General features: G+C 36.8%; 20 protein-coding genes. 12 read left to right on the top strand and 8 right to left on the bottom strand.

What is annotated here, in order from left to right; translation table 11 throughout:
• The first annotated feature begins 549 nt into the window (after positions 1-549).
• The 4 genes from ABDJ41_RS01125 to ABDJ41_RS01110 all read left to right on the top strand — a co-directional run bounded on the left by ABDJ41_RS01125 (position 550) and on the right by ABDJ41_RS01110 (position 3,676).
• Positions 550-963 (top strand): hypothetical protein, encoded by a 414-nt coding sequence (locus tag ABDJ41_RS01125; RefSeq protein ID WP_349783891.1) that lies wholly within the window; start codon positions 550-552, stop codon positions 961-963.
• A 370-nt stretch (positions 964-1,333) separates the two neighbouring features.
• The gene (locus ABDJ41_RS01120; RefSeq protein ID WP_349783890.1) at positions 1,334-1,540 is read left to right on the top strand and encodes a YtxH domain-containing protein; all 207 of its coding nucleotides are present in this window, start codon (positions 1,334-1,336) and stop codon (positions 1,538-1,540) included.
• Between the two features lie 9 nt (positions 1,541-1,549).
• Positions 1,550-2,947 carry an MBL fold metallo-hydrolase RNA specificity domain-containing protein gene (locus ABDJ41_RS01115; protein ID WP_349783889.1) on the top strand — a complete coding sequence of 466 codons (1,398 nt, stop codon included), beginning with the start codon at positions 1,550-1,552 and terminating at the stop codon, positions 2,945-2,947.
• A gap of 27 nt (positions 2,948-2,974) precedes the next feature.
• Entirely contained in the window at positions 2,975-3,676 is a 702-nt protein-coding gene (locus tag ABDJ41_RS01110) for a class I SAM-dependent methyltransferase (RefSeq protein ID WP_349783888.1), read from the top strand.
• A gap of 45 nt (positions 3,677-3,721) precedes the next feature.
• Here the strand turns inward: ABDJ41_RS01110 and pepT are convergent, their stop codons facing one another.
• A complete protein-coding gene (pepT, locus tag ABDJ41_RS01105; protein WP_349783887.1) occupies positions 3,722-4,975 on the bottom strand; it encodes a peptidase T in 1,254 nt (417 codons plus the stop codon).
• A gap of 141 nt (positions 4,976-5,116) precedes the next feature.
• Here pepT and ABDJ41_RS01100 point away from each other — a divergent pair, with 141 nt between their 5' ends.
• Both ABDJ41_RS01100 and ABDJ41_RS01095 read left to right on the top strand, forming a co-directional pair.
• Positions 5,117-5,743 carry a hypothetical protein gene (locus tag ABDJ41_RS01100; RefSeq protein ID WP_502930315.1) on the top strand — a complete coding sequence of 209 codons (627 nt, stop codon included), beginning with the start codon at positions 5,117-5,119 and terminating at the stop codon, positions 5,741-5,743.
• Positions 5,744-5,760: 17 nt separating this feature from the next.
• Positions 5,761-6,378 carry a rhomboid family intramembrane serine protease gene (locus ABDJ41_RS01095; RefSeq protein ID WP_349783885.1) on the top strand — a complete coding sequence of 206 codons (618 nt, stop codon included), beginning with the start codon at positions 5,761-5,763 and terminating at the stop codon, positions 6,376-6,378.
• Here the strand turns inward: ABDJ41_RS01095 and ABDJ41_RS01090 are convergent.
• Entirely contained in the window at positions 6,375-7,343 is a 969-nt protein-coding gene (locus ABDJ41_RS01090) for a hypothetical protein (RefSeq protein WP_349783884.1), read from the bottom strand. The two genes, ABDJ41_RS01095 and ABDJ41_RS01090, sit on opposite strands and share 4 nt — an antisense overlap.
• Positions 7,344-7,428: 85 nt before the next feature.
• On the opposite strand from ABDJ41_RS01090, the gene ABDJ41_RS01085 reads away from it, so the two are divergent.
• Positions 7,429-8,481 carry a dipeptide epimerase gene (locus ABDJ41_RS01085; RefSeq protein WP_349783883.1) on the top strand — a complete coding sequence of 351 codons (1,053 nt, stop codon included), beginning with the start codon at positions 7,429-7,431 and terminating at the stop codon, positions 8,479-8,481.
• On the opposite strand, the gene ABDJ41_RS01080 is transcribed toward ABDJ41_RS01085, so the two are convergent.
• Both ABDJ41_RS01080 and ABDJ41_RS01075 read right to left on the bottom strand, forming a co-directional pair.
• A complete protein-coding gene (locus ABDJ41_RS01080) occupies positions 8,465-8,656 on the bottom strand; it encodes a DUF6358 family protein (RefSeq protein WP_349783882.1) in 192 nt (63 codons plus the stop codon). The two genes, ABDJ41_RS01085 and ABDJ41_RS01080, sit on opposite strands and share 17 nt — an antisense overlap.
• 2 nt (positions 8,657-8,658) lie before the next feature.
• A complete protein-coding gene (locus ABDJ41_RS01075) occupies positions 8,659-8,976 on the bottom strand; it encodes a rhodanese-like domain-containing protein (RefSeq protein WP_349784722.1) in 318 nt (105 codons plus the stop codon).
• Between the two features lie 175 nt (positions 8,977-9,151).
• Between ABDJ41_RS01075 and ABDJ41_RS01070 the strand changes: the two genes are divergently transcribed.
• Both ABDJ41_RS01070 and ABDJ41_RS01065 read left to right on the top strand, forming a co-directional pair.
• The gene (locus ABDJ41_RS01070; RefSeq protein WP_349783881.1) at positions 9,152-10,234 is read left to right on the top strand and encodes a DUF4407 domain-containing protein; all 1,083 of its coding nucleotides are present in this window, start codon (positions 9,152-9,154) and stop codon (positions 10,232-10,234) included.
• A complete protein-coding gene (locus ABDJ41_RS01065) occupies positions 10,234-11,184 on the top strand; it encodes a M20/M25/M40 family metallo-hydrolase (protein WP_349783880.1) in 951 nt (316 codons plus the stop codon). Before ABDJ41_RS01070 ends, ABDJ41_RS01065 begins: the two co-directional genes overlap by 1 nt.
• On the opposite strand, the gene ABDJ41_RS01060 is transcribed toward ABDJ41_RS01065, so the two are convergent.
• Together ABDJ41_RS01060 and ABDJ41_RS01055 are read right to left on the bottom strand one after the other, a co-directional pair.
• Positions 11,181-11,675, bottom strand: a complete 495-nt coding sequence (locus ABDJ41_RS01060; RefSeq protein ID WP_349783879.1) for a GNAT family N-acetyltransferase — start codon at positions 11,673-11,675, stop codon at positions 11,181-11,183. The genes ABDJ41_RS01065 and ABDJ41_RS01060 overlap by 4 nt on opposite strands.
• A complete protein-coding gene (locus ABDJ41_RS01055; protein ID WP_349783878.1) occupies positions 11,672-12,235 on the bottom strand; it encodes a thiamine pyrophosphokinase in 564 nt (187 codons plus the stop codon). Before ABDJ41_RS01055 ends, ABDJ41_RS01060 begins: the two co-directional genes overlap by 4 nt.
• A 219-nt stretch (positions 12,236-12,454) precedes the next feature.
• Here ABDJ41_RS01055 and ABDJ41_RS01050 point away from each other — a divergent pair, with 219 nt between their 5' ends.
• Both ABDJ41_RS01050 and ABDJ41_RS01045 read left to right on the top strand, forming a co-directional pair.
• Positions 12,455-13,204 carry a methyltransferase domain-containing protein gene (locus tag ABDJ41_RS01050; protein WP_349783877.1) on the top strand — a complete coding sequence of 250 codons (750 nt, stop codon included), beginning with the start codon at positions 12,455-12,457 and terminating at the stop codon, positions 13,202-13,204.
• A complete protein-coding gene (locus tag ABDJ41_RS01045) occupies positions 13,201-14,163 on the top strand; it encodes a polysaccharide deacetylase family protein (protein ID WP_349783876.1) in 963 nt (320 codons plus the stop codon). Before ABDJ41_RS01050 ends, ABDJ41_RS01045 begins: the two co-directional genes overlap by 4 nt.
• Before the next feature lie 7 nt (positions 14,164-14,170).
• Here the strand turns inward: ABDJ41_RS01045 and ABDJ41_RS01040 are convergent, their stop codons facing one another.
• Positions 14,171-15,079, bottom strand: a complete 909-nt coding sequence (locus ABDJ41_RS01040) for a glycosyltransferase family 2 protein (RefSeq protein WP_349783875.1) — start codon at positions 15,077-15,079, stop codon at positions 14,171-14,173.
• Positions 15,080-15,262: 183 nt separating this feature from the next.
• Here ABDJ41_RS01040 and ABDJ41_RS01035 point away from each other — a divergent pair, with 183 nt between their 5' ends.
• A complete protein-coding gene (locus ABDJ41_RS01035; protein WP_349783874.1) occupies positions 15,263-16,246 on the top strand; it encodes a glycosyltransferase family 2 protein in 984 nt (327 codons plus the stop codon).
• Positions 16,247-16,260: 14 nt separating this feature from the next.
• Here the strand turns inward: ABDJ41_RS01035 and ABDJ41_RS01030 are convergent, their stop codons facing one another.
• A complete protein-coding gene (locus tag ABDJ41_RS01030; protein WP_349783873.1) occupies positions 16,261-16,452 on the bottom strand; it encodes an MFS transporter in 192 nt (63 codons plus the stop codon).
• Positions 16,453-16,456: the final 4 nt, after the last annotated feature.

Below are 16,456 nucleotides of genomic sequence, written 5' to 3'. Positions count from 1 at the left end.
TAGGGACTGCAAAGATAGATAGAAATATTTAATTGTCAAACACTTGGCGATATAAAAATTCTATCAAAATAAACCCGGCTGCCTGACCAACATACCTTCTTTACACAAATACACATATAATCCACCTTGCTTCGCCTCCCTATTTATAGAAAAATCACCTTCTTTTTTCCTTTTGTCATTAGAATGTTTTTATTTTTTGCTCTTCAAACTTTTCCGCAACATTCTCCGTTATAGTTGCAGTTTGTTTGGTTTAGGTTGATCTGTGGTGGATCGACCATCTTTATAGCAGGGACGTGTCGAAAGATAGTCCCTGTTTCCTTTTATATACGCAGCCAGCACTTTTTCTCAATTCTTATTCAGAATTTCTTAAAAAAATCCAGATTATCATTCCCATATAATCATTCGCTTATTTTTTTAATTTACAGACAGTTAAAGACAATATAGATGTTCTACCATATAATCTCTCTTAAAATCACCCACAAATTAGTCTCCTTTGGCATAATTTTTTCTAATGGCTCGTTTAATCATTTTTAACCCTAATCATTTATTATGAAAAAAATTGCAATTCTACCTATTTTATTATTATTCGTTGTACTAGTATCTTCTTGTAGCAAGAAAAAAGAAGAAGTTCAAAACACGGACAAATCAACAGAAGTTCAAGGAACTTACCAGGGAAAACTATCAATTGCCAGCGTTGATTATAATAATGTAAAAGTTAAAGTAACTAGAAAAGCCGCTAATGAAGTTGTTGTTGAACCAATAGGCGGACAAGAATACCCCTCCTTTGCAGCATTAACATTCTCTAATTTCATTTATATTGAAATGAGCAAATCTTATATGTCAACCTCAGGAACTAGCAGAGCACTTTCGTTCTCATTCTTATCTGATTCTAGCATAGAAATGACGTTATTAAACAACTTCCAAGACGCTTTATTTAGTTTTGAAGGAACACTAGTAAAATAACATTTCGTTCAACATTATAAAAGTTGATCATTGATAAAACGATGATCAACTTTTTTTTGTCCTTATTTTTGGGTTTCGACTGCTTAATTAATGACATGACTCCAACTATAATCCAACTATATTCCAAGATCATACCGACTTTTGTGGGGAATAGTTGGAGTCAGGTTAGACTTTAGTCACTTTATACTTTTAATTATTACTATAACTAAGCAAACCGAATTTATGGACATTGCCTATAATATGGATAAAAAAATATTAATAGAATTCTTCTGACCCAAACTATTCGGCTTTATTTTTGTTTATCTTACAAGCACATGTGTATTCATCCCAATGCGTACGCACATTTATAAATTCGATAAACAAAATTGCTATGAAGAAAGAAACAAAGATAATCGCGGGCGTTTTAGCAGGAGCTGCCTTAGGAGCTGCCATTGCATTGATATTAGCTTCTGATAAAAACGAAGAAATGAAAGATAAGGTATCTAACTGGTTTTGTGACCTTATAGATGCATCAAAAGACAGAATAGCAGATGTAACTGATCAAGTAAAAGAAACTATTTCTAAAGTAAGAGCATAATAGAGATTAATGAAAGTCGCTTTCCATGGTGCTGCACGTGCGGTTACAGGTAGCAAACACCTGATCACATTAAATAATGGAACTCAAATCTTGCTCGACTGCGGTCTTTTTCAAGGTATGGGCGATATTACTGAAAGATTAAATGAATCCTTTGGATTTGACCCTAGGAAAGTCACTTATCTTATTTTATCACACGCACATATTGACCATTGTGGACTCCTCCCTCGTTTAGTTGCAGAAGGCTTCAGTGGCTCTATTTTCTGCACTCCTGCAACCAGAGACCTGGCAGAAATTCTTCTACTCGATTCTGCCAAAATACAAATGCAGGATGCGGAATATGCGAACAGGAAAATGAAGACGGTAGAGGATCAGGAAATGCCTCTTTACACTGATAAAGACGTACAACAAACCCTTCGACAATTTAAAACCGTACCATACGAACAGAATTTTCAGATCGAAGAACACATCTCAGTTCGCTTTACAGACGCAGGACATATTGTAGGCAGTGCCGCAGTACATTTACAGTTAGAAGAGAATGGCAAACAAACACGTATCACTTTTAGCGGAGACGTAGGAAGATATAGAGACCTTTTATTAAAAAGTCCCCAAACCTTCCCACAAGCAGACTACATTATTATGGAATCTACCTATGGAGACTCCTTACATATTGACCTTGATCCCATAGAAACGATGCTTGGCAAAATTATTACTCAGACCTGTCTCGAAAAAAAAGGAAAAGTAGTAATTCCTGCATTCAGTGTGGGCCGTACGCAAGAATTACTTTATGCTTTAAATGCATTAGAATTAAAAGGGGTATTACCAAACATCCCATACTATGTAGACAGTCCGCTTTCACTTGAAGCAACTGAGGTACTGAAAAATCATCCTGATGTATATAACAATGGTGTAAAAGAAGTGCTAAAAGTAGATCGTGATATCTTTGGATTTAAAGGTCTACGCTTTATTGAAAGCGTTGATGAGTCCAAAGCTCTTAACAATGATCCGCAGCCCTGCGTTATCATATCTTCATCTGGAATGGCCGAGGGTGGTAGGGTACGACACCATATCAGGAATAACATAAGCGATCCCAAGAATACAATTCTAATGGTAGGTTATGCCAGTCCTGGCTCCTTAGCTGGCCGCTTAATTGCCGGACAAAAACGAGTATGGCTTTTCGGACAAGATTATGATGTACTCGCAGAGGTTCAGTCTATTAAATCAATGAGCGCACATGGAGATTACGAAGATCTTTTACAGTTTTTATCGATTCAGAATCCAAAAAAAGTAAAGCGAGTCTTTTTAGTACATGGCGAATATGATGTCCAGCAAAAATTTGCCCAACGTATTGTTAATGCAGGATTCGAAAAAGTATCCATTCCAGAGTATCATCAGGAATTTGAGCTTTAAAAGCAATCTCTTTTCTATCTTTGCGGCATGGATGTTTTTGGAGAAGCCTTAAAAGATCAGTTTTTAAAACCACCGGCTGAAACCCTGTGGGTACACAATTCATATGATGAACCGGAAGAAATGCCGGTAGACATTTACTTCAGAGACGAGCAGGAAATGCCGGAACTTGAACTTAAGGCACTTGACCTTTGTAAAGGGAAAATACTTGATGTTGGTGCCGGTGTAGGTAGTCATGCATTGATTCTGCAGAGGAGAGGCTTTGACATAACAGGCATGGACATTTCCGCTTCTGCAGTAACTATTATGCAACAAAGAGGCTTAAAAAAAGCAATAGAAGGTAACATTCTTACCTATAAGGTAGCAAATGGTGAAGAAAAATTTGACACCTTGCTTTTTATGATGAACGGGATTGGTCTTACAGGCTCTATCCCTGGCTTAAAAGCCTTTCTCAAACAAGCAAAAAATCTGATTAACAAAGAAGGTCAGCTTGTATTCGATAGTTCTGACTTATCTTATCTGTACCTTGAAATTCCATTTCCTGAAAGCGGTTACTTCGGTGAGATAAACTTTAGATATGAATACAAAAGTGTAAAAGGCAATTGGTTTAAATGGATCTATGTAGATCAGAAAACACTTATTGAAATTGCAAAAGCCACAGGATGGCTTGCTGAGATTATATTTGAGGACGATTCAGATCAGTATTTAGCAAGACTAACGCGTGTTGATTAACACACGTTAGTCTTTACCCATTTAATACACTAAACAAGTGTAAGCTTATGCTCTTTCTTCCCAGATTGCAGCGATATTAACAATTGTTTCAACCGCCTTTTCCATATCCTGAACAGAGGCCCATTCCTGTTTACCATGAAAAGCATGTTCTCCGGCAAATATATTCGGACAAGGTAAACCCATAAACGATAAACGAGAGCCATCTGTACCCCCTCTGATACTTTGCTGCTTAGGAGTAATTCCTGCACGTCTTATCGCCTCAATACCGTATTCAATAACCTGAGGATACTGATCTAACACCTGTTTCATATTGCGGTATTGCTCAGTAATCTTCAATTCATATGTAGAATTTGGGAAGTCTTCTATAATATTTTGCACTGTAGCATCCAGTAACTCTCCATTAGCGCCCAATTCTTCGTCATTAAAGGCACGTAAGATAAAACGGGCCTCAGCCTCTTCTACATTTCCACTAATACTCACCGGATGAATAAAACCCTCTTTCAATTCTGTAGATTCAGGAGAAAGACAATCGGCCGGCAATGAACTGATTACATCAGACAGTATTTTAATAGCACTTTCCATTTTCCCTTTAGCAAACCCCGGATGCGCACTTACACCTTTAATTGTCAGCACAGCTCCATCAGCAGAAAAAGTCTCATCTTCAATAGACCCAAGAGTTTCACCATCAACTGTATAAGCAAAATCTGCACCCAGCTTCTCCAGATTTACCTTATCGACACCACGACCAATCTCTTCATCAGGAGTAAACAAAATCTTAATTACTCCATGCTTAAATTCAGGATTCTGCATTAAAAATGCAGCAGCTTCCATAATCTCCGCCACTCCGGCTTTATTATCTGCTCCTAATAAAGTAGTACCACTTGCAGTGATGATATCATTCCCGATCTGATCTTTAAGATCAGCATGTTCTTTCATTTTCAATACAACAGAATTATCATCAGGCAAAACCAGATCTTGTCCCTGATAATTTTCATGAATAATTGGCTTCACATTTTTACCACTGCAATCTGGTGAAGTATCCATGTGCGAACAGAAACAGATTACTGGAACTTTTTTATCCGTAGTTGAAGGAATCGTTGCATAAACATAACCATGTTCATCAAGGTGTGCATCAGTTATGCCTAGGTCTAATAACTCAGCAACCAGAACTCTGCCCAGATCCTTTTGTTTCTCAGTTGATGGTACAGTTGGCGACATAGGGTCTGACTGCGTATCTATCTGAACATATTTTATGAACCTGTTTTGAAGGGATTTGTTTTTATTTATATATTTTAGCATACTCTTATAAAAGCACAAAGTTATATAAAGATTATAGTTTTGACCACATACTTAAACAAGATCTATCTGAAACTAGTTTTAACTTCTTTACTGACCCTCTTACTTTGCCTTAACACACAGGCACAGTCAAACTTTCACAAAATGACAATTGGTGCAGGAGTAGGAATTACACAGTCTTTTGCAGATGTGGCAAAGAACAACTTTGGTACTGCAGGGTATGGAACCTTTGATTATTATTTCACCCCTTTTCTAAGTTTAGGCTTTGAAGGACAAATGGGGGAAATTAATGGTGGTGATGCCTATACCGACCCCTATAACCGCCAGTTTACCAACCGTTATAAAGCATTTAACTTTAATGGAAAAATAGCTCTTGGCTCATTAATAGATTATGAAAGGACAGGATTTGCAAATGTAATCAAAGGGCTTTACATAGGTGCAGGAGCAGGAGTTATCATGAATGACATGAAATTTATTCAGCGAATAAATACCAGCGATGGCTCTGCATTCCCTGGCCTGAATAAATCAAAAGATTTATATATCCCTTTAAATCTGGGCATCAATTTCAACTTCATGAACAGAGATGGATACTATAAATATGGCATCAATATTAACTACCAGAGCAATATCACCCTTGGTGAAGGTTTAGATGGATATGATGACTCTTCGGTTAATTTTAAAAACGGGAATCCTGATATTTATACCTATTTTTCCCTCGGCTTTAGATTTCACTTCGGATCAATAGGCCTTTCTTCAAAAACTTTATATTAAAAACTGAAATCATTTCAATGGATTACCTTAACCAAACCCCTGTAGCCTCTATTATATTTTTATTTACAGTTGTAACCAGCATTTATGCTTTTAATGATCATAATCTATATGGTAAATTTATGCTACATCCTTACAGCGTTTCAAGAAAGTATAAACTATATACGCTAATTACCAGTGGTTTTATCCATGCAGACTGGATGCACTTGTTATTTAACATGATGACCTTTTACTTCTTCGCTTTTCAGCTTGAAGCAATGATTGGTTCATGGCAATTCGGCATAATCTATTTCCTAAGTTTGATATTAAGTGACATCCCTTCAGTAATGAAGCATAAGAATGATATGTGGTACAATAGCTTAGGCGCATCAGGAGCGATAAGTGGAGTGTTGTTCAGCTATATTCTATTTCAACCTTTTTCTTCCATGATGATATTCCCTCTTCCAATTCCCATCTGGGCAATCATATTTGGACCATTATACCTGGTTTACTGTGTGTACGCCTCTAAGCAATCAAGAGACAGCATCAACCACGATGCACATTTCTTTGGCGCATTAGCAGGCATGATTATCACTATACTAATTGTCCCTGGGGTTATCCCTCACTTCCTAAACCAACTAATGTTTAAAATCGGTTAATTGGTTTCTGGTAAAGCTGCCGGCTCAAAGTAACTAATTGGCTTCGTCGGATCTTTTATGATCTCGAACAAAGTATGCCCCCAAGGTTTCCAGAAATCTTGTAATACCTGTGCATAGGTCTTATGTTGCCAATGATCAAACAACGGCTTATTCAATGTACCTTTCAGCGGCATTGCATCAATATAAATAGCACCTTCAACAGGCATGATTGCATATTCAGGCAAGCGGTTAAACAGGTATGCAGAGTAAAAGAAACGTGCGCAAAGTTCTTCAAACTGAGGAGCAGATAAAGCTTTAGTTCCGATTTGCTCTAACAACTCCTGATGATACTTTTTATTAGTACCATTATCCTGCAAACAAGCAATAATGGCAAAATCTTTCAGCTTTAAAGAGAAAGTAAGGGTATTGATTTCGTCCCTGAAGCTAAAAGCCGTATCATTATCTTCCAAAGGAACAACAATGATTGACCATGGTGTAAAGTTTTCAAATATCACCTCTCTATATATACTCTGAATCATGGTATTCAGGTTACCGAATTTATGCATCAACCCCTGCGACATATTCACACCATCGGCACTTAGCTGTTGTAACTTTACTGCAGCATTCATCTCAATATAGATCAGACTATATATAAATTTACCAATCCATTTAAACAGGTCAGCTTCCTCCAATTGCGAAACACCTTCATATCCTTTAGCAAAAGCATCCGAAATTTTAGACTCCAAAGGCTGGACAAACTGCGTTAATACCTCAGAATTACAAGGAACTTTTAAAGTGTTGTACGACCTTACGCTTTCATCAAGCAGCTTGATCTGCTCTTCCCCGCTAAAGTTTGCAACCTCTAGCAGCCATGCTGGTAATATATTGATTTCTTCAAGTGCTGAAGAGAAAGTATCTCCGCTTAAAAAGCAGTTTTTATATTTAAAATCGAAGTTTTTAAAGGGTTGGTATATGGTGCTGTTCATAACTGGACACAATATTAGGCATATTATTTTTACATTCGCTTTTGTACACTTTTTTTAACTTTTATATTACCAAAAGCCTTTTACCATGAAGATCGCTTGCAATGCTTACAATCTGGAACTGAAACATCCCTTCTCAATCGCCAAATTTTCGCGGACAAGCACTCCGATCATGCTGATCAGGTTGTCTTATGAGCATAATGGAGGCATTGTTGAAGGCTATGGTGAAGCCTCTATGGTACCTTATATGGGTGAAAGTGTTGAAACTTCAAAAGCTTTTTTAAAAAAGATAGATTGGCACAGCTTCACATTCCCATTTAATTTTGAGGAGATAAAGACTTACTTAGATAGCCTTGAAAAAGGCCACCCCGCAATTAAAGCGGCAATTGACATCGCTTTAAATGACATTAATGGAAAAATACTGCATAAACCCTGTTATGAAATTTACGGCGCTGACCCTTTAAAAATGCCCCTGACATCTTATACTATAGGCATTGACAGCCCTGAGATCATCAAAGAAAAAATTGCCGATGCAAAAGGATTTAAGGTTTTAAAAGTGAAACTGGGCAGGAATAATGACCGGGAAATTATCAATACAATAAGAACGGTAAGCGATTTACCATTATATGTGGATGCCAACCAAGGGTGGACAAACAAAAAAGATGCGATAGAACTCATATACTGGCTACATGATCAAGGAGTACAATTGATTGAACAACCAATGGACAAAGCCGATCTGGAAGGCAATGCCTGGCTTACAGGTCGAAGCCCCGTTCCAATATTAGCTGATGAGGCAGCACAACGCTTAGCCGATTTAGATGGATTAAAAGGATCCTATCATGGCATCAATATTAAATTAATGAAAAGCGGCGGCATGTACGAAGCCTATCAAATGATTCTTAAAGCAAGGTCTTTGGGGATGAAAGTATTGATAGGATGCATGAGTGAAACTTCTTGTGCAACACAAGCAGGGATGGCCTTAGCCCCACTATGCGACTGGGCAGATCTGGATGGCCCCTGGCTAACTAAAAACAATCCTTTCATCACACCTATTATGAAAGATGGAAAACACCAGCTAAATAACTTGGCTGGCTTAGGGTTGGAAGGGATAAACCCTTCCTTATTTAATTCCTGTTTTTAAGCGTATTGCGCATCTCCTTTACCAGCTTTATCTTCAGGTAAACAAAAAAAGCACCAGTTACTACAAACAAAGCTATTGGCAAATATTGGGCATTATTATATCCCCATGTTATTCCAAAAATGGAAAGAATGATTCCCAGATTATAAAAAACGTTTAAAGCAATCTTCTTTCCCATAATTAGTATACAGGCATATTAGGATCAAAAGCCTCTTGCCATGCAAGGATTCCACCTTTTAAATTATACAAATTGGTTAAACCTAATTGTTGCTCAAGTTGCATTACAGCTGCAGCGCTTCTCTTACCGCTTCTGCAATGAATAATTACAGGCTTATCTTGTGCTATTTGGTCGGCCTCTATTAAAATACCACCTAAAGGGATATTCAAACCATCAAGATTTGAAGTGTCATACTCAAAAGTTTCCCTTACATCAATCAGTTGAAAATCTTCTTTATTGTCGATTTTTTCTTTCAGCTCCTGAACGGTTATTTCTTTTATCATGTTTATTTCGATTTTTTCAAAGATAATTAAATCACTTGTCATACGGTGCTTTACTACTAGAAAAATACAAAGCCATGGCAATATACAATTAACAGCGAACGATTTTCTGTAACAACTAAGTGGGCTGTGCGTTTAATAGTTAGTCTTTATTTAACTTTGATTTTCTTCCATTATGAACGCGATATCACGTTTCTTCTGGTTCTGCTCCGGGGCGCATATTTCAACTCTTGAAAAACACCATACAGAGCACAACAAATATACAGGCATCGGAGCCACCATATTTTTCACCGGACTGTTCGCAGCACTTTCTGGCGGCTATGCCATGTATTTTGTCTTTAAAGGAGATCCAGGGGCTGTCTGGTTTGCCTTACTCTTTGGAATAATATGGGGACTGGCCATCTTCAACATGGATAGGTATATCGTTTCAAGTATTAACAAAAGCGCAAGTACAGGCAAACAGATCTTACAAGCTACACCGCGTATTCTATTAGCAATCATGATTGGAATAGTCATATCCCGCCCACTGGAACTTAAAATATTTGATAAGGAAATTAAAGAACGTCTTAAGGTTAGCTATCTCAATAATCAACGCTCAAATATCGACACACTCAATGCGGCTTTTGAAAACAAATACGCTATAGAAATAGGCAAGCTAAATGATGCTAAAGCACAAAGGGATTCAATGACTAGTGGCATAAAAGCTGACCGGCAAAAGCTGAACTTTGAAATATTTGGTAATAAAACCACAGAGACTTCGGGTATAATGGGCTATGGTCCATATGCTAAAAGAAAAGAAGCGGAATTAAAACAACGTGAAAATGATCTGGACACCTTAATTTCATATGTCCGTAACCTTGAGAAGTTTGTTGATGGCCGTAAAGAGTTTGATGGGCTGATGACAGAAAAATTATATACAGGAAAGCAACTGGACAGCTTAACCAATATAGCCGGTTTTGCTGACCGAAACTGGGGATTAGGGCAGCTCAAATATAATAGAGACGGCAGCAGAGATACAAGCACTGCATTGGCAGTAACATTTATAGGCCTTCTATTTATATTCTTTGAATGTTTACCTGTTTTTGTTAAATTGATGAGCAGCAGAGGTCCATACGATCATTCTGTTTTAAATATTGAAACGGCACAGATCTACGAATCTGATAAAGACAAAGACTTTGAAATCGCGGTGATCGATGGTGTACATGATACCCGTGTAAGTACTGAAATTGAAAAACGAAAAAATAAATTATACGAATAATGAAGAAAACCCTTTACACATTAGTTGCCTTACTTTTTACTCAGCTAACCTTTGCCCAGGACATCAATAAAATCATCACCAAAGAGTATGTGGATCGGTTAATTAAAACCTTGAGCAGTGATGAAATGGAAGGAAGAGGGCTATACAGTCCTGGAATAGAAAAAGCCGCTTCTTTTATTGAATCAGAGTTTAAAGCTATTGGATTAAAGCCCCTTGATGGCGAAACTGGATTCAGACAATCATTCGAAATAGAAGGAAAACCAGCATTTAATGTAGCTGGTATGATCCCCGGCAAATCCAAAGCTGCTGAACTGGTAATATTTTCGGGTCATTACGACCACCTAGGAATTGTAAAAGGTGACCTACAGGACAGCATCGCCAATGGTGCAGACGATGACGCTTCTGGCATTACAGCAATGATTGCTCTGGCTAAATATTACAAGAAATTAAATAACAATGAGCGTACACTGATTTTTGTGGCCTTTACAGCTGAAGAGATTGGTGGTTTTGGATCAAAGCATTTTTCTAAAAAACTAAACCCAGATCATGTAGTTGCTATGTTTAACATAGAAATGATTGGAAAAGAAAGTAAGTTCGGAAAGAATACAGCCTTCATTACAGGCTTCGATAAATCTGACTTTGGTAAAATATTGCAAAAGAATCTTGTCGGGACAGAATTCACTTTTCACCCAGATCCCTACATCCGCCAAAACTTATTTTATAGAAGCGATAATGCTACACTCGCAGCATTAGGTGTTCCTGCTCATACTATTAGCACTGATCAGATTGATACTGATGCATTTTATCATACTGTAAAAGACGAGTATAGTACACTAGACACTCAGAATATCTTGGCTACAATTAAAGCCATTGCTAAGAGTGCAATTACTATTATTAAAGGAACAGATACGCCAGGCAGAATACCGAGACTTGTAGAAAGCCACGACTAAAGTCGCTTGTGCATCACATAATCATTCATCAGGAAGCCGTTACCTATATCAAGGTCTACGGTTTCCTTTACGGTAAAACCTGCACCCTTATAAAATGTCACAGCTTTATTTTCCCGGTTCACATTCAACTCCAGTGACACACCTCCAGCTCTTTTGGCAAGATTCACTACCTCATTAATCAGCAGTTTTCCTACCCCCATGCCGTGAGTTTCAGGCAATACATATAATTTGTGAAGTTTGTAAATATGACTTGCCGAATCTATGATAGAAAAAACAGCAAAGCCTAGATCTTTCTCATCTTCCTCGGCCATTAAAAACGTATACCCCTGCTGAAGTTGCGACAACAACTCACCTCTATTATACATCTTTTTGAGCATATAATCAATCTGCTCCTGACTAATCAGGCTGCTATATGCATGAGGCCAGGTTCTGTAAGCAATATCCTGAATGCTTTCTATATCCTCTTCCTTTCCCTTTCTCAATAAGATCATAAAACTTCACTGATAAATAAATACGATGTGGTAAAAATAAACTCAACAAAACCATCATTAATAACCACAAAATCACCACTTTCTTCCTGCATCAGATTACTGGTTTCAAAGTAAGACATCACTTCAATTTTAAAGATGCTTCCTTTAGGCTTCCAAACCTTAAAACCAGATTTAATGGCATAAGCTTTTTCTGTCTCTGTAAAAACGACAATATTGATCTCATCAATATAGCTCCCCAGTTCTCTTAAATTGCTTTTGGTATCAATAACGTTTACTGCCTGATATTTTTCAGCAATAAGAAAATCAAGCACCGCATCCAATGGCTCAGTCTTCACATGAATTACTTTTGTGTTTTCCTGAATGCTATTTAAGTCAGAAGAATTTACAATAGCATCTACTTTTAACCCCATGCTGATTACCTTTTCATATTCTGCATCATTAACAATTAAAGTAGGACTCCATTCCAATAACTGGCCTAAGTACTCTTCATTAAATGCAGCTAACTCGTGAATATAAAGTGCTGGTTCTTGTTTCTCTCTGATGATATGGTGTGACGACATGAAACAAATATATTCTAATATAATTTTAATCAGAATTAAAATAAGGATTTATACGATTCCCTCTTGCATGTATCACATTTGAGATAATCTTGTTACAGTCTGAGATTCCATTTGAATAACTTCTTTTAATCAAAAAAAAATGAATAGTTTCACAGACTTAAACCCTATTGTTAATTGAAACGCTAACATTATTGCCTCTGACTAATAAATTATCAATTAATGAAAAGCAACTTAAAAGCTACATTAAAGAAATACGCACCTAATTTTATTAATAGGTTTGCGAACCGCTTAAATATGTATCCTGATTTTACTCCTGCAGAAGGTAAGATTAACTGGGGCGATTTTAAGTCAGTGAAACCCTTTAGCAATTATTTTGGGTTTGATCGTGGTGGCCCTATAGACCGCTACTATATTGAAAACTTTTTAGAAGCAGAAAAAGGTATCATTAAGGGTAATGTTTTAGAAATTGCAAATAATGCTTATACACTAAAATATGGCGGCGACAAAGTTACCAAAAGCGACGTATTACATGTCCACGAAGGAACAATAGGAGCCACCTATATCGCGGATTTAAGTAAGGCTGACCACTTACCGTCAACTCATTTTGATTGTATTATACTTACACAAACTTTACAATACATTTACGACTATACATCAGCATTAAAACATTGTTACAGGATGCTAAAAAAAGGTGGCACCCTGTTAATGACAGTTCCAGGCATCAGCCCAATTGAAAGGGGCGACTGGCATAAAAGCTGGTTATGGTCATTTAACGAAACTTTAATTAACAAGATTTTCACGGAACTATTTCCCTCTGAAAATTTTAAAATCCAAGGATATGGCAATGTATATGCCGCAATGTCATTTTTACATGGTATTGGGCTTGTTGAAGCAGATCAGGCAAAGCTTGATATCAGAGACACTTCATATGACATTGTAATTTCAGTCCGATTAAATAAAAATTCATGACTTTAAGCTCTTTATTCCCATCTATTAAAAAAAAATATGGTCGTCGCGGTATTGCATTAATGTATCATCGAATAGCTGATCTTGCATCTGATCCCTGGGATCTTGCCGTTAGTCCAGAGAACTTTGAAGCGCATTTAAAAGTATTAAAAGACCATAATGTAATTTCCATAAATGAATTGGCAGACATCCTTACCAAAAAGAAAAAAATGCCTGCAAATGCTATAACTATTACTTTTGACGATGGCTATCGCGACAATTATTTAGTTGCTAAGCCATTGCTTGAAAAATATAATACCCCGGCATGTTTCTTTATGACAACCGATTCCATTGGAAAACAAAAGGAGTTTTGGTGGGATGCTTTGGAACGCATTTGTTTGCAATCGCCTAATCTACCAAACAAACTAGTTCTTGAACAACCTATTAATATTTCATGGGATATTGGAAGCTCTGACAACAGTAATGTCCTTAGCCCATTTGATCTATATTTAAAACTTTGTGGAATTGTCAGGAAAATGCCTTCTAAAAAGCATCCGGCTTTTATCAAAACTCTCGAAGTTTGGGCAAACAACCCCCATGAAAGGCCTGAAAATTTTGCAATGGATAAAAAAGAGTTGCTAGATATGCAATCAAACAAGCTGTTTACCATTGGCGCCCATACCATGACACACCCTTTCTTACCATATTTCTCTTTACAGTATCAGAAAAAAGAAATACTGGGAAGCATTAAATATTTAGAAGAATTAACTGGCAACCCAATTAATTTTTTTGCATATCCGCATGGTGGCCACAACCAAAACACTTTAGAAATTTTGCCTGATTTGGGTATAACACTTGGATTCACTACCCATGCTGATCATTTCATCGCTGACGTTGATAAACATGCAATCCCACGTTTCCAGGTTAATAACTGGGATGGGGAAACATTTGCTTTTCACCTGAACAGCTGGATAAAAAATTAATGATACATTAGGATTTCTTTATTCTAAAAAATAATAGAACTGTTTTAATGATCAACTGAATATACAATCGTATATCATATTTTCTTAATGCCTGAAGCATGATTTTATTTGACTCAAGGGTTTCATGTAAAACCTTGGCCATTTCATTATACATAATACGGCAATACCATTTTCGCCAAAAAACCTGCCCCTGATTAAACCAATGTCTCTCTTTGGCATTCCTTAATCCACTTTTCTGTGTATCTAATATTTGTAAAGCAGTACTCAACATCAGTGCTGAGCCCTTAGAAACATTTGAATCATGGATAAAATAGGAGGCAATTAATTCAGTATGATGGGCGATAGGATAATTGCGCGCAACTTTTAAATATAAATCATAATCTTCACAAACCTTCAATGAGGTATCATATCGAATGGAATCGAATACCCAACGCTGAAACATTACAGCGGCAATCATAGCTATAAAGTTCTTTTGCAAAAGGTGGCAATAATGATCTGTCTCAACTTTACTCGTAACATCACTAGTCATCTGATCTTTATCATAGAAAAATCGAAATCCACCAGATACAAATGCCAGCTGCGGGTTCATTTGAATATAGTTTAGATTTATCATCAACGCATCTTTTAGCAACCAGTCATCAGCATCCAGAAAAATCAGGTACTGACCGCTACTTTCATTAATCCCGGTATTCCGTGCTGCAGAAAGACCTTGATTGTTTTGATATACATACTTAACATCTTTGTAACTTTGAGCTATTTCTTTAGTATTATCCTTAGAACCATCATCTACAACCACAATTTCGAAATGAGGATAAGTTTGTGCCAACACACTTTCTATTGCCTTGGACAAATATCTACCATGATTATAACAAGGAATGATGATACTAACCAGCGCTTCATTTTTTAAATTGATCATAGTTTACCACATTTGTTAATTGAAATCTTTAATTTGAAAGTTTTTGTATTGCGCATAGGGCAAAAGTAAAATAATCTTTTACTTTTACATACAAGAAGTATTCTACTACTAAAATATAACTATTTTGGTACTTAGACTATTGATATTGATAAATGTTGATACAAATCGATATATTAATAAATTATGCTTGAACGTACACCACAAGTACCTCCCCATATTGCTCCATTGTCTCCCGCTCTTAATCAGCCTAAATGGTCGGTTATGATCCCTTCTTACAATTGCATCCATTATTTGCGCAAAACTATTGAAAGTGTTTTGGAGCAGGCACCGGATGAGAATCAGATGCAGATCGAAGTAATAGATGATTTTAGCACAGATGGAGATGTTGAAGCTTTGGTAAATGAGATTGGTAAAGGCCGCATTGGATTTTATAAACAACCGCGCAATGTAGGTAGCTTAAGAAATTTCGAAACTTGTATCAACAGATCAAAAGGGAAGTTTGTACAGATTCTGCATGGTGATGATTTAGTTAAGCCAGGATTTTATGACCAAATTGGTAAGTTATTCGAAATGTATCCTGAAGCGGGGGCCGCATTTACGAGATCTTCTGACATTGATGAAAATGACAAATGGCTTTGGGACAGTAAGCAAATATTAAAAGAACCCGGAATCATTGACAACTGGGTCTTGAGACTTGCTGAAGAGCAATCTCTTCAAACACCTTGTATAGTAGTAAAACGCGAAGTTTATGAAAATTTAGGCAGCTTTTTTGCAGTGCATTACGGTGAAGATTGGGAAATGTGGACCCGGATTGCCGCAAATTACCCAGTTGCTTATTCCCCTGAAAAATTAGCCCTTTACAGAGTGCATTCCAGTAATATTACAAGTAATTCTTTAACTACTGGCCAAAATATTAAAGACATGTCCGCCGTAATTGATATCATTCAGAATTATTTGCCTGAAAATAAACGAAAAGAGCTAAAAAGAAAGGCAAGAATGAATTATGCGAACTATGTAGGCTTATTGTCTGACCGCATTTATCATACACAAAACAATCCTAAAGCGGCTCTTAAACAAGTAACAGAGGCCTTTAAACTACATCCAAGCAAAGATACATTATATAGAGTTTTTAAAATTTTATTCAAGAAGATAATACGATATAAATAAAACCAAATGGACTTCTAATGCCTGGCAAGATCAGTTTCCAACTGCTCCAGAGTACGTCCTTTCGTTTCTTTTACTTTACTCTTTACAAACAGGAAACCTAGAAAACAAATACCTGCATACAAGTAGAAGGGACCATATGTGCCCATAATTTCTGCTAAAATTGGAAAAGTGAAAACAAGGATAAAGTAAGCAATCCACAAAGACACTATA

Source organism: Pedobacter sp. ASV1-7 (assembly GCF_040203335.1).
Classification (GTDB): domain Bacteria; phylum Bacteroidota; class Bacteroidia; order Sphingobacteriales; family Sphingobacteriaceae; genus Pedobacter.
The sequence above is the reverse complement of the archived record's forward strand: the minus strand, read 5'-3'. Positions and strand labels throughout refer to the sequence as shown.

Excerpts from the sequence above, each read along its gene's own strand:
- ABDJ41_RS01115 (WP_349783889.1), top strand. The coding sequence starts at position 1,550 with ATGAAAGTCGCTTTCCATGGTGCTGCACGTGCGGTTACAGGTAGCAAA.
- ABDJ41_RS01040 (WP_349783875.1), bottom strand. The coding sequence starts at position 15,079 with ATGATCAATTTAAAAAATGAAGCGCTGGTTAGTATCATCATTCCTTGT.
- ABDJ41_RS01120 (WP_349783890.1), top strand. The coding sequence starts at position 1,334 with ATGAAGAAAGAAACAAAGATAATCGCGGGCGTTTTAGCAGGAGCTGCC.
- ABDJ41_RS01065 (WP_349783880.1), top strand. The coding sequence starts at position 10,234 with ATGAAGAAAACCCTTTACACATTAGTTGCCTTACTTTTTACTCAGCTA.
- ABDJ41_RS01055 (WP_349783878.1), bottom strand. The coding sequence starts at position 12,235 with ATGTCGTCACACCATATCATCAGAGAGAAACAAGAACCAGCACTTTAT.
- ABDJ41_RS01070 (WP_349783881.1), top strand. The coding sequence starts at position 9,152 with ATGAACGCGATATCACGTTTCTTCTGGTTCTGCTCCGGGGCGCATATT.
- ABDJ41_RS01100 (WP_502930315.1), top strand. The coding sequence starts at position 5,117 with ATGACAATTGGTGCAGGAGTAGGAATTACACAGTCTTTTGCAGATGTG.
- ABDJ41_RS01110 (WP_349783888.1), top strand. The coding sequence starts at position 2,975 with ATGGATGTTTTTGGAGAAGCCTTAAAAGATCAGTTTTTAAAACCACCG.
- ABDJ41_RS01125 (WP_349783891.1), top strand. The coding sequence starts at position 550 with ATGAAAAAAATTGCAATTCTACCTATTTTATTATTATTCGTTGTACTA.
- pepT (WP_349783887.1), bottom strand. The coding sequence starts at position 4,975 with ATGCTAAAATATATAAATAAAAACAAATCCCTTCAAAACAGGTTCATA.
- ABDJ41_RS01090 (WP_349783884.1), bottom strand. The coding sequence starts at position 7,343 with ATGAACAGCACCATATACCAACCCTTTAAAAACTTCGATTTTAAATAT.
- ABDJ41_RS01085 (WP_349783883.1), top strand. The coding sequence starts at position 7,429 with ATGAAGATCGCTTGCAATGCTTACAATCTGGAACTGAAACATCCCTTC.
- ABDJ41_RS01095 (WP_349783885.1), top strand. The coding sequence starts at position 5,761 with ATGGATTACCTTAACCAAACCCCTGTAGCCTCTATTATATTTTTATTT.
- ABDJ41_RS01035 (WP_349783874.1), top strand. The coding sequence starts at position 15,263 with ATGCTTGAACGTACACCACAAGTACCTCCCCATATTGCTCCATTGTCT.
- ABDJ41_RS01045 (WP_349783876.1), top strand. The coding sequence starts at position 13,201 with ATGACTTTAAGCTCTTTATTCCCATCTATTAAAAAAAAATATGGTCGT.
- ABDJ41_RS01050 (WP_349783877.1), top strand. The coding sequence starts at position 12,455 with ATGAAAAGCAACTTAAAAGCTACATTAAAGAAATACGCACCTAATTTT.
- ABDJ41_RS01080 (WP_349783882.1), bottom strand. The coding sequence starts at position 8,656 with ATGGGAAAGAAGATTGCTTTAAACGTTTTTTATAATCTGGGAATCATT.
- ABDJ41_RS01060 (WP_349783879.1), bottom strand. The coding sequence starts at position 11,675 with ATGATCTTATTGAGAAAGGGAAAGGAAGAGGATATAGAAAGCATTCAG.